General features: G+C 71.1%; 11 protein-coding genes and 1 tRNA gene. 4 read left to right on the top strand and 8 right to left on the bottom strand.

Annotated elements, in window-relative coordinates:
- Window positions 1–91: 91 nt before the first annotated feature.
- From AB0J06_RS24105 to AB0J06_RS24080, 6 genes are all read right to left on the bottom strand, one after another.
- Window positions 92–268, bottom strand: a complete 177-nt coding sequence (locus AB0J06_RS24105) for a DUF4236 domain-containing protein (protein WP_357431562.1) — start codon at window positions 266–268, stop codon at window positions 92–94.
- 169 nt (window positions 269–437) lie between these two features.
- Window positions 438–1,853 (bottom strand): hypothetical protein, encoded by a 1,416-nt coding sequence (locus tag AB0J06_RS24100; protein WP_357431560.1) that lies wholly within the window; start codon window positions 1,851–1,853, stop codon window positions 438–440.
- Window positions 1,854–1,932: 79 nt separating this feature from the next.
- The gene (locus AB0J06_RS24095) at window positions 1,933–2,445 is read right to left on the bottom strand and encodes a GNAT family N-acetyltransferase (RefSeq protein ID WP_357431558.1); all 513 of its coding nucleotides are present in this window, start codon (window positions 2,443–2,445) and stop codon (window positions 1,933–1,935) included.
- 50 nt (window positions 2,446–2,495) lie between these two features.
- Window positions 2,496–2,951, bottom strand: coding sequence for an Rrf2 family transcriptional regulator (locus AB0J06_RS24090; protein WP_357431556.1), 456 nt, complete (start codon window positions 2,949–2,951; stop codon window positions 2,496–2,498).
- Between the two features lie 34 nt (window positions 2,952–2,985).
- Window positions 2,986–3,915: an AraC family transcriptional regulator gene (locus AB0J06_RS24085; RefSeq protein WP_357431554.1), complete on the bottom strand. Its 930-nt coding sequence runs from the start codon at window positions 3,913–3,915 to the stop codon at window positions 2,986–2,988.
- Between the two features lie 142 nt (window positions 3,916–4,057).
- Complete coding sequence (locus AB0J06_RS24080) at window positions 4,058–4,543, bottom strand: hemerythrin domain-containing protein (protein WP_357431552.1); 486 nt, start codon at window positions 4,541–4,543, stop codon at window positions 4,058–4,060.
- A 246-nt stretch (window positions 4,544–4,789) separates the two neighbouring features.
- Here AB0J06_RS24080 and AB0J06_RS24075 point away from each other — a divergent pair, with 246 nt between their 5' ends.
- Window positions 4,790–6,466: a glycoside hydrolase family 44 protein gene (locus AB0J06_RS24075; RefSeq protein ID WP_357431550.1), complete on the top strand. Its 1,677-nt coding sequence runs from the start codon at window positions 4,790–4,792 to the stop codon at window positions 6,464–6,466.
- A 100-nt stretch (window positions 6,467–6,566) separates the two neighbouring features.
- On the opposite strand, the gene AB0J06_RS24070 is transcribed toward AB0J06_RS24075, so the two are convergent.
- A complete protein-coding gene (locus AB0J06_RS24070) occupies window positions 6,567–8,156 on the bottom strand; it encodes a CocE/NonD family hydrolase (RefSeq protein ID WP_357431548.1) in 1,590 nt (529 codons plus the stop codon).
- Between the two features lie 141 nt (window positions 8,157–8,297).
- Between AB0J06_RS24070 and AB0J06_RS24065 the strand changes: the two genes are divergently transcribed.
- Window positions 8,298–9,074, top strand: a complete 777-nt coding sequence (locus AB0J06_RS24065; RefSeq protein ID WP_357431546.1) for a glucose 1-dehydrogenase — start codon at window positions 8,298–8,300, stop codon at window positions 9,072–9,074.
- A gap of 175 nt (window positions 9,075–9,249) precedes the next feature.
- On the opposite strand, the gene AB0J06_RS24060 is transcribed toward AB0J06_RS24065, so the two are convergent.
- On the bottom strand, window positions 9,250–9,681 hold the full coding sequence (locus AB0J06_RS24060) for an SsgA family sporulation/cell division regulator (RefSeq protein ID WP_091552864.1): 432 nt from the start codon (window positions 9,679–9,681) through the stop codon (window positions 9,250–9,252).
- A 435-nt stretch (window positions 9,682–10,116) separates the two neighbouring features.
- On the opposite strand from AB0J06_RS24060, the gene AB0J06_RS24055 reads away from it, so the two are divergent.
- Together AB0J06_RS24055 and AB0J06_RS24050 are read left to right on the top strand one after the other, a co-directional pair.
- The gene (locus AB0J06_RS24055) at window positions 10,117–10,551 is read left to right on the top strand and encodes a TIGR02611 family protein (RefSeq protein WP_357431566.1); all 435 of its coding nucleotides are present in this window, start codon (window positions 10,117–10,119) and stop codon (window positions 10,549–10,551) included.
- Window positions 10,552–10,600: 49 nt separating this feature from the next.
- Window positions 10,601–10,675: transfer RNA gene (locus AB0J06_RS24050), tRNA-Val, on the top strand.
- Window positions 10,676–11,166: the final 491 nt, after the last annotated feature.

The raw sequence follows: 11,166 nt of genomic DNA, 5'->3' as shown, positions 1-11,166 counted from the left end.
ACCGGTGCGGGCGTGGCGACGGCGACCCGATGGTGCTGTTGCACGGCGCGGGTGGCAGTTGCCTGCCCCGGTCAACTGTGCGCGGTGAGCGCTAGCGTCCCTTGTCCTGCTTCCAGGACAGCGGACCGGGGAGGTCGACGCGGTGGGCCCTGGCGCGGGAATTCCACGACCAGCGGCCGATCTTGATGCTCCAGGAGGAGAAACCGTTCTCGGTGAAGTTCAGGATCAGCGGACCGATCTTCTTGCGCTTGCGGAACATCAGACCCATGGCTGTGCTCCCTTCATCAGTCGTTCAACCGGGGTTGCGCTGAAGATTCCCCGTACGCGTCTTCGTCAAACGAGGTTGGACCCTCCTCATTCGACAGTCTCGGGGCGAGCCGTGACGCGGGGTCGCTACGGGGACCGGTGCGGGATCCGGGCCGCGCTACGGCGGCCGATCAGGCCGGCGATGTCCGGGCGGTCGACAACGACTCATCACCCGCCCCGCGGTCGCCGGTGTCGATCAGCAGCCGTCCCTGTCGCTCGACACAGTCGCGCACGAGCGGGGCCAGCTCGCTGTCGGTGTGGGCGAACGGCACGAGTTGCCGCGCCAGGTCAGCGGCCCAGGAGGCCAGATCGAGTGCCATGGGTAGTTGACCGCGGGCCTCGAACGCGGCGGAGGAGGCAAGCAGCGCCCGTGCCCAGATCGGGCCGAAGTCCTGCAACTGGTAGCGCAGCGCGGCGACCTGCGCCCGTGACGCCGATGCGAAGAGGTAGTGCGCTTCCAGCGCGATGCGCAGCCCGTCGATCGGCGCCGTCGGCAGGACGTCGAGCGCCAGCGCGCCGAGCTGACGGGCGCGCAGCGCGGCGATCTGCGACGGGCAGCGCTGCGCGGGGAAGACGATCTCGCCGTCGGCCACCGGCCGGGTGAGGACGTCGGCCAGCTCGGTGGCGGTGCCGTGGTCTTCCGCGACGGTGAGCGCGCCCGAGAGGGTGGTGCGCTGGAGCCGGTCGATCTCCGACCCGGGAGGCGCCTCGCACTGGGTCACCCGCCGCATCGACCGGGTGAACTCCCGGTCGAGCGCGGCCAGGTCCTCGGGGCTCAACTGGTCGACGTTGTCGGTCAGCGACCGCACGTGATCCAGCGCGCCCGCCCCGCCCTGGCCGGTCAGTTGCAGCCCGAAGTTCGCCGCGACGAGGCCGATCTCCGGCCGACCGTGCTGGACGTGCAGCGCCGCGCCGACGGCTGCCGCCTGCCGCAGGTAGCCCGCGTCCTCGCCCTGCACCGTGAACGTGCCGGGCGAGGTGACGTTGGACAGGTAGATCCGCAGGGCGGAGTCGGCGGAGGCGCAGGCGAGGTCGGGGTCGCCGAAGCGGGCCAGGACGACGGCGTTCATGGCGAGCACCCGGGCCAGATCCCGTCGCAGCGCGTTGCTCTCGTCGGCCTCGTCGAGCTCCGCGTACGTCGCCATCGCGCTGTCCATTTCGGGCACCGCGGACGCGCCGCGTCCCTGCAGCATCAGCGTGTGGGCCCGACGGACCCGCACGTCGGCGGCGAGCGGAGTCGCGTCGAGGAACCCCATGTCACCGAGCGAAAGGTAGAGCTGCTCGCACTCCGCGAGGGAGCCGAGGGCCTCGGCGAACAGGGCGACCTGGGTCTGCATCGCCGCCAACGTGTAGAGGGCGCTGGCGGTCGCCTGTTGATGGCGCGGGTCACCCGGGTGCGCGTCGGCCAGCGCGCGGATCAGCTCCAGCGCGTCGAGTTGCGCGCGGAGCGCCTCGTCCCGGCGTCCGGCGACCCGCTCGCGTTGCGCGTGGTCGAGCAGTTCGAGCGCTTGCTCTTCGCGGCGTCGGTCCTGGAAACTCCGCCACATCGAGCACACCTCCCCACCCGCGACCCCCGTCTTCCCATCTGATCAGTGACACCTGTCGAAATCAAGGGGATCGAAGTGTTCAGGCCGCGGCGATGGCACGCCGGGTCAGCACGCGTGTCGTGCCGCCGTCCTGTTCGGTGATGTCCCGAACGTGTACGAAGCCCAGCTTCGCCAGCAGGGCCAGCGATCCGGTGTTGGACGCCGCCACGGTGGCGTGCACCTCGGAGAGGCCGAGCACCTCGAAGCCGTACCGGATGAGGGCCTCCGCGATCTCGCTGCCGAGGCCGCGCCCCCAGGCCTCCCGGGCGAGCGCGTAGATGATCTCGTGCCCGTCCACCTCGGTGCTCGCCTTGATCTCGGCGTGCCCGATGTGCCGGCCGTCCTCGCGCACCGCCCAGACGTCGAACAGATTCTGCGCGTAGACCTTGGTGAAGACGCGACCGAACAGCGCCCGGTTCTCCGCCTCCGGCACCGGGCCATCGCCCATCCAACGGGACACGCTCTCGTCGCCGAAGAGGCCGACGAAGCTCTCCTCGTCGTCGCGCGTGTAGGGATCGAGGATCAGACGGGCGGTGCGCAACGTCGGAGTCACGGGCCGGCACATTACCTGGTCACAGCCGCGTGATCAGGGAATTACCGCGGTCAGCGCGATTCCCAGGCGTCGGGGCGGGCGGTCAGCTTGCGGATGTGCGCGGGCATCCGACCGCTGACCAGCTCCGCGAGGCTGACCTCGTCGACCACCTCGCGCACCGCGGCCCGCACCGCCACCCAGAGTCGGGGCAGGTTCTCCGCCGCGCCCTCGTACCGGGTCTGCTCGGGGCGGAGCCCACGGACCCCGGCCAGGGGTCCGTCGACGGCGCGCAGGATCGCGCCGATCATCACGTCACGGGGCGGCTGGGAGAGCGTGTAGCCCCCTTCGGCGCCCCGCTGCGCGCGCACGATGCCGGCCCGGCGCAGGTCGGCCAGGACCGCCTCCAGAAACTTGCGGGGCATGTCCTGATCGAGGGCGATGGCCTGGGCGGACATCAGCGACGGATAGGCCGACGCGAGACTGAGCGCCGCCCGTACCGCGTAGTCACCGCGCGCGGAGATTTGCACGCCCCCATCATGCCTGCTGGCGTGGGCGCGGCGGCTACCGGACAGGCCGGGTGGCGACGCGCGGCACGGCCGGGTCGGCGGGGCGGGGTTGACGCTGTCCGGGCACGGCGACGCGCACCGGGCGCCGCAGCGCGGCCCGGAACGCGCCCGGTGAGCACCCGACCTCGCGCTGGAAGAACCGCCCGAAGTTGGTCGGCTCGGGAAAGCCGAGCCGGTGCCCCACGTCGGCGACCGGCAGGTCGGTCGCGGCGAGCAGCCGCATCGCCTGCAACGCGACCCGGTCGTCGAGGAGCTGCTTGGCGCTGCGGCCGGTCGCGGCCAAACACGCACGGGTGAGGGTACGAACCACGCAGCCGATCCGCTCGGCGTACTCCTCGACGCGCCTGCTCTGCGCGTACGTGCGCTCCACCTCCGCCCGGAAGCGCTGGAAGGTGGCCGCCTCCTCCGCCGGCTCCGGTCGCCCCTGCGGGGTCGGCAGCAGGGCGATCCGCAGCAGCAGGACGGCGAGTTGGTGACGGAGCAACTCGGCGCCGAGTTCGGCGTCGCCGTGCCGCTGGCAGTCGACCACCAGTTGGCTCATCTCGTTGATCACCGCGTCCTCGTCCTCACCGGCGAGTTGCCAGTGGGTCGGGCCGGTGTCACCGTCGAGCACCGGGCGGGCGGCGAGCCCGGCCAGCACCGTGGGCGACCAGCGCAGGATGACGGCGTCGAGCCCCGGCTGTGCGCCGTAGCGGATCATCTGACCGGGCCGGGCCCGGATCAGGGTGCCGGGGCGGCACTGGTGGGTGACGAAGTCGACCTCGGAACTGCCGTGGCCGCCCGTGACCAGCATCAGCAGGTGGCGGTCGAGGAGCAGCGGCAGACCGTGGGACCCCTCGGCGAGGAGTTCCCGCAGGGTGATCGTGCCGATCCCGGCCTTCTCGGGCGCGGACGGGTCGGTGGCGGGCTGACCGAAACGGACCATCGAAGGAGACGGTAGCGGCACCGACCGACAGGCGCATCCCCACCGCCGCAGCTCAGGCGGGCCGGACGGCCGCGGGAGCGCCCTGGGCGAACGGCGACAGGAGTACGGCGAACCGCCGTACTCCCGTCGGGCCGACGGCCCGCTAGCCCTGCTCGCGCAGCGCCTCGGCCATCTCGTCGTCGACCCCGCGGGCGCGCAGCTCGGCGAGGCGTCGCCGCTGGTAGGCGGCGCCGAGCTCGCGGAGGCCGGCCGGGTCGAGCAACCTGGCCAGTTCGGGCAGCATGGACTCTTCTTCCTCGTAGACGTGTTGTCCGACCGCGTCGATGAGTTCCCGCAGCGCCGGCGTGAACTCGGCGGTCGCCGGGTCGAGCGCCTGCAGAACGCGCAGCTTCCGCTCGGTCTCGCGGTGTTCCTCGATGCCGAACTGGACCTCGTCGAACTCGGCCGGCGCGACCGCCACGATGGCCGGGTAGATCTCCTGCTCCTCGGCGCGGTCGTGCGCGATCAGCCGGGCGGCGACCTGTTCGAGCAGGGCCGTCCGGTCGTTCGACGTATCTCTGAGCTGCTCGAGGAGGCCGGTCAGGATGTGGTGGTCAGCCCTGATCAGCGTGACCGCGTCGGACGCCATCGTCCCTCCTCCGCCGGGCCGGCACCCCGGCTCATGCGCGGCGGATACCCCTCCGGTCTCAGCGCAAACCCCCCGCTTCGCGCCGGCCGCATCGATGGCGGCCATTGACTGCCGGTCGGCGGGCTCTATAGCCTGGCGCGCGTCCGGGCTGGACGTCGTCGCGTGGGAGCCGGGGGTCGCGAGCCGACCCGTCACCGCCGTCCGGGCGCGACCGCTCCGGGCGCCAGGGATCCTGGGGGATCACCCATGCGCAGCAGACCCACCCTGCCGTTGGCTGTCACCACTCTCCTCGCCGTCGCCGCCACGGCGGTCGCACCGACGACCGCCGCGGCACGCGGCCCCGCCGCGCTGACCCTCGTCGTGGACGCGACCGCCGACCGCCATGCGATCAACCCGCACATCTACGGGATGAACCACGCCGACGAAGCGCTCGCCGACGAACTGGACCTGCCCGTGCGGCGCTGGGGCGGCAACGCCACGACCCGGTACCACTACCGGCACGACACGACGAACCGCGCGTCGGACTGGTTCTTCGAGAACATCGCCGAGCCGAATGCCACCCCGGACCAGCTGCCGGCAGGCTCGTCGACGGACACCTTCGTCGACCAGGACCGACGGACCGGCACCGACACGATGCTCACCGTGCCGCTCATCGGCTGGGCGCCGAAGGCGCGGGACGCCTCCTGCGGCTTCTCCGTCGTCAAGTACGGTCCGCAACAGCGCACCGACCAGTGGCGGCCGGACTGCGGCAACGGCATCCGCCCCGATGGCACGCCGGTCACCGGCAACGACCCGCACGACACGAGCATCGAGGTCGGCCCGGAGTACGTGCGGGAGTGGCTGCGGCACCTCACCGGCCGGTACGGCACCGCGGCCCAGGGTGGCGTGCGCTTCTACAACCTGGACAACGAGCCGGACATCTGGCACAGCACCCACCGCGACGTGCATCCGCAGGGCGCGAGCTCGACCGAGCTGCGTGACCGGGCCTACGCGGTCGGAGCGGCCGTCAAGGCGGTCGACCCGGGAGCGCAGACGCTCGGCCCGGTCGGCTGGGGGTGGAGCTCGTGGGAGTACTCCGGGCTCGACCAGGAGACCTGTGGCCGGACCGGATGCTGGGCCGACCCGCCGGACAGGTCGGCGCGCGACGGGCTGCCCTTCGCGACGTGGTACCTGCAGCAGATGAGGAAGCACCAGGAGCGGCACGGTGCCCGGGTCCTCGACTACTTCGACATGCACTTCTATCCGCAGGGAGCCGGCGTCGCCTTCGGCAACGGCAACGATCCGGCGACCAGCGCGCTGCGGCTGCGCTCGACCAGGGCGCTCTGGGATCCGTCCTACCGGGACGAGAGCTGGATCGGCACGGAGGTCCGGCTCGTGCCCCGGATGAAGGAGGCCGTCGCGGCGAACTATCCGGGCACGAAGACGGCGATCACCGAGTACAACTGGGGCGCGCTGGACCACATCAACGGCGCGCTGGCCCAGGCCGACGTGCTCGGTGTCTTTGGCCGGGAGGGACTCGACCTGGCGTCGCTGTGGGGACCGCCGGGCGCGGGCCAGCCCGGCGCGTACGCCTTCCGCATGTACCGCAACTATGACGGCGCGGGCGGTCGGTTCGGTGATGTCGGCGTGCGCGCCACCAGCGGTGATCAGGAGAAGCTCGCCGTCTACGGCGCGCAGCGCAGCGCGGACGGCGCGGTCACCGTCATGGTGGTGAACAAGAGCGGCACGGCGCAGGCGGCGTCGGTGAGTCTGCGTGGCGCGTGCGGTGGTCGCGCCGCCGTCTACCGGTACGGCGCCACGCGGCTCGACGCCATCGAGCACCTCGCCGACCAGCCGGTCGCGCGGTCCCGGTCGGGAGTGAACGGGGCCTTCACGCACACGTTCCCGGCGGACTCGGTGACGCTCTTCGTCGTGCGCGGGTGATGGGTGGCGCGGAGGGGCATCCGGGTGCCACGGTGCCCTCCGCGCCGGCTCGTGCCGCGGCCGCCGCGGCGCTCTCTACTCCGCCGCCGCGCGGCGCTCCCTACTTCAGCGGAACGTCGAGCCAGCTGCCGCCGGTCACCGAGACGGTGGCGCCGTACGGGTTCCAGTCGAGGTAGAGCGGGTCCTTGGTGTCGACGACGAGGGCGAGCCGGTGCCCGGCCGGCACGTTCCACGCGGTCGCGGGGAGCGCCGTGTCGACGGTCATCAGAGCGCCCGGCCGGGCGGTCGTCCAGCTGAACGGGGCGTGCGTGACGAGTTGACCGGTGCCGAGGGTGTCGACGTCGTACAGGTAGCTCACCAGCGTCCCGGCCGCCGCGGCCGGCTTGACCGTGAGATGCAGCTTCGGGATGCCCCGCACGGCCGCTCCGCGCGGCAGCGCCCCGGTGCTCCAGACGGCACTGCGCCCACGGTCGACCGCCGGGAGCCAGGCGACCGGCGGGATGCCGGTCAGCGCCTCCAACCCGTTGGTGAGCATGACGACGCCACCTGTTGCCACGGTGTCCCCGGTGGCGCGGAAGGATTCGGTCCAACCGCTGGACGGGCCGGGGGAGAGCGGGCCGGTCCGGTCCCACCAGGGCACGTCGCCCAGGTGGTAACGGAAGGATGAGCCGGTGACACCGGCCCAGTCCGGATAGGACTCGACGGTGCCGCCGGCGTTGCGCACGCGCAGCACGACCGGCTCCGCGCTGATGCCGGTGTCGACGCCGGCCAGATGCTCGTCGAACCAGCGCCGGGTGCTGGTCCACACGTGGTTCGGAATCCCGGCCAGTCCGGTGAGCTCCGGGATCGCGTGGTCGCCGGGGGCCAACTCCAGCCGTTTGGGACCGGTGAGCTGTGCGAAGAAGTCGACGAGCTGATTGGGCGGGAACATGCTGTCCCCGTACGCGTTGGCCATCAACACGGCGGGGGCGTTCGCGTTGAGGCCGGCGAGGTACGTGCGCGCGGAGCGGAGCTCGCCCCACTCGATGAGGCCGGGGACGTTGCGGTTGGCGAAGTAGTCGTCGGCCACGCGGTTGAACTCGGCGCTCGGCCGGCCGAGGAGCTGCGCGGCGGCGCGCAGCAGCAACACCGCCTGGGGACGGCGGGTCTGGTCGCCGTAGAGCGACGCGACGAGGTCGGTCCAGGCGGACATCGCGACCACGGCCCTGATCCGGCGGTCGTGGCCGGCGGCGATGAGGCTGATCCCGGCGCCGTAGGAAACTCCGCCCACGCCGATGCGGGCCGGGTCCGTGTCGGTGTTGGCGACGAGCCAGTCGATGACCGCGGAAACGTCGGCGATGTCGGCCGGCCCGGCTGTCTCGACCTGTCCGCCGGAGCCCCAGAATCCGCGCGTCGTGTAGGAGAGGACCACGTAGCCGGACTGGGCGAAGGTCTTCGCCTGCGCCAGGTACTGCGCGTCGTTCAGCCCCCAGCTGGAGACGAAGACGATCGCCGGGTGCGGACCGGGGGTGGTGGGTGCGATCAGGTTGGCCTTGAGCTTTACGCCGTCATGCGTGGACACGTCGAGGAAGCGCCAGCCGGTGGTGGGCGCGGGGGCCGCGGTCGCCGGGGTTGCGGTCGGGCCGGCCACGCCGGTGGCCAGTGCCAGAGTGAGCAGTACGGAGGTGAGCAGTCTTCTTCGCAGCGCCATGGTGACTCCACGGGGGAGGCCCGATCCGGCGGGACGGACGGGTTGGTGAGGTTGTCCGGTGGCGCCACCGTGACTTAAGTTACTGAACAGTAGCCGAATTGTGAACGCGGTCACAAGACCGGAATCAGAAGGAGTGTGTCGATGCCTGGGTTGTTCTCGGTGGAGGGCAAGACGGTTCTGGTGACGGGGGGATCGCGGGGGATCGGGCTGATGATCGCCCAGGGTTTCGTGGAAGCCGGGGCGAACGTGATCATCTCGTCGCGCAAGGCGGAGGTGTGTCAAGCGGTGGCGGCCGAACTCTCGACCGTGGGCAACTGCGCCGCCATCCCGGCCGACCTGTCCACCATGGAAGGCGCCGAGCAGTTGGCCGCCGCCGTGCTGGACCGCACGCCCCGCGTCGATGTGCTCGTCAACAACGCCGGCGCGACCTGGGGGGCGGAGCTGGAGGCCTACCCCGAGGCGGCCTTCGACAAGCTCTGGGCGGTCAACGTCAAGGCCGTCTTCCGGCTCACCACCGCACTGCTGCCCGGGCTGCGTGCCGCGGCGAGCGGGGACGACCCGGCACGTGTGATCAACATCGGGTCGGTCGACGGCATCCGGGTGCCGTGGATGGAGGTGTACGCGTACTCGGCGACCAAGGCTGCGGTCCACATGTTGACCCGCAGCCTCGCCCACCAGCTCGCGTCCGAGAACATCACGGTCAACGCGATCGCGCCCGGTCCGTTCGAGACCAAGATGTTGGCGTTCGCGCTCGACGACCCCGCGGTGCGGGCGACCATGGAGCAGCATGTGCCGCTGGGTCGGATCGGCCGGCCGGAAGATATGGCCGGGGCCGCCATCTACCTGTCATCCCGTGCCGGCGCCTACCTGACCGGCGCAGTGATCCCGGTCGACGGTGGCATCACCACCCACGGCTGACCCCGCCCCGTCCCGTGCATGATCGTCGTGATCAGGGCGTAGCTGCGGAGTGGGCGTCCGGATCGCGGCGACCGTGATCACGCGGATCTCGACGGTGCGTGCGCCGTCGTACCCGGAAAAAGGTGCTGGCGCCGGGCGGATTCGGCAGTCTCCGCGCGGCGCCAGGCAAGGTGGTTCAGCGACCGGCGAGCAGGCGGTTCACCGCCGTGTCGACGTCCAGGTGCTCCGACTCCCGGCCGCGGGGCACGACGACGTACGTGCGGCGCAGGAACCTGACCAGGACGCTGCGCGGCACCTCGAACAGGGCATTGCCGTCGGGCGACGACAGAGCGAGCGCGACGAAGTCCCCGCGCGGGGTGGCCCAGGGCCAGACCCGGACATCACCGATCCCGGCTGGCTCGTCCAGCCCGGTGACCAGTAGTTCTCGCGCGAAGGACCAACTCACCGCTTCGCCGCCGGCCGATTCGGCGTGAAACAGGACGTGGACGGCGTACGGGTCAGCTGGGTCGTAACGCAGGCTGGCGCGCACGGGCAGAGCCGTGGCGTCAGGCGCGACGAGCCGCAGTGACGTCTCGACCTCCACCGTCGTCGGTCGTATGACACTCATGGACGTTCTCCCCCCGGCACCGCTGCGGGACGTGCTCGTCCCGCTTTCCCATACTCGGCCGCTAATTCTGATTACGCAGCGCGATCGGCTGATCTCACCCAGTAGTGGGAAGGTGGAATTGTGGTTGCCTTGGAAAACGTCACCGTTCATGTACGATGCCCGCTTCCGTTCGGGTGCCCAGTTCCGCCCGGCGTCGGGTGTGGTTCAGACGTCGACTCACTCCGGTAACGTCCAGTCGTCCCGTCAAGTGACGGGGACAAGGAACACTGACGGGTGAAAATGGGCGCGAAAAAATCCTCAACCGGGCATGAGACGTCGTCTTCTCCGGCGAATAGCCGGACCGCCCGAGGAGAGGAGACATCAGTTGAGCAGGAACGGGGGTACGTGGTGCGAAGCGACGACGCGGGCGGCGAGCGGCGCGCTCCGAGCGAGACTGTGTCCACCGTCACCCCCGTGGTAGCTCCGCCCCGACCGTCCGGCGTGCGCCACCGGATCCGGCTGACGCTGGAGATCATCCGGTCGAACCCGACCGGCCGCATCGCGCTGAAAACCATCGTCGCGGTCACCGGCGCGATCGTGGTCCTGATCGGCCTCGCACTCATCCCGCTGCCCGGTCCCGGGTGGCTGATCGTCCTCGGCGGCCTGGCGGTCTGGGCGATCGAGTTTCACTGGGCGCGGCGTCTGCTCCAGTTCACCCGCCGGCGGGTCCAGTCCTGGACACGGTGGGTCGGCCGGCAGTCCCTCCCGGTGCGCTTCGTGCTCGGGGCCATCGGTCTGGTCTTCGTCGGCGCGGTGCTCTGGCTGTCACTGAAGTTGGGGCTCGGGGTCGACCTGGTCGCCGAGATCGTGCGGTACCTCGCGACTCACTGACCCCGAAGATGCGCGGTGGTTACCGGATCAGGTACAGTCGTCGCGCTGAGGGCGATTAGCTCAGCGGGAGAGCGCTTCGTTCACACCGAAGAGGTCACTGGTTCGATCCCAGTATCGCCCACCATATATATCCGCAGCGTACGGGCCCGTTACCTGAGTTCAGGTAGCGGGTCCTCTTGCGTATGTGCTCCGTGCGTGGCGAACAGCCCGGGCGCGCGGGACCGCCTGCCCGCCGCTGGCGCCGGGTCGCGGGTCGGCGGTGGGGGAGCACCGCGGTGGTGGATGTCCGGAGTGCGGATGCCCGCGGTGGTGGACGGCCCCGGTTGATCGGGCGAGGGTCTGACGGATCGTCGGGACGCCCGCGGCCCGGTCGGTGTCACCGGCGCGGGTGGGTGGGCCGGTCCGCTCAACACCGTCGCCCTGTCGCGGTCCCCACCGCCGTCGTCGGGCCGCGTCGACATCGCGGATCGCCCGTCGTTCGGTCGGCGCACGTCGACGCCGCCGACGGTCGCGCCCGGGATTCCTCGGGCCGGTGCGGGCAGGCGCCGACGTCCCGTCGCCCGGGGCTCTCGCGTGGGGTTCGCTTCCCCTCGTCAGGTGCAGATCACCGTGTTG

Source organism: Micromonospora sp. NPDC049679 (assembly GCF_040659735.1).
Taxonomy (GTDB): Bacteria; Actinomycetota; Actinomycetes; order Mycobacteriales; family Micromonosporaceae; genus Micromonospora_I.
Note: the sequence above shows the minus strand (reverse complement) of the source record. Positions and strands in the feature narration are given on the sequence as shown.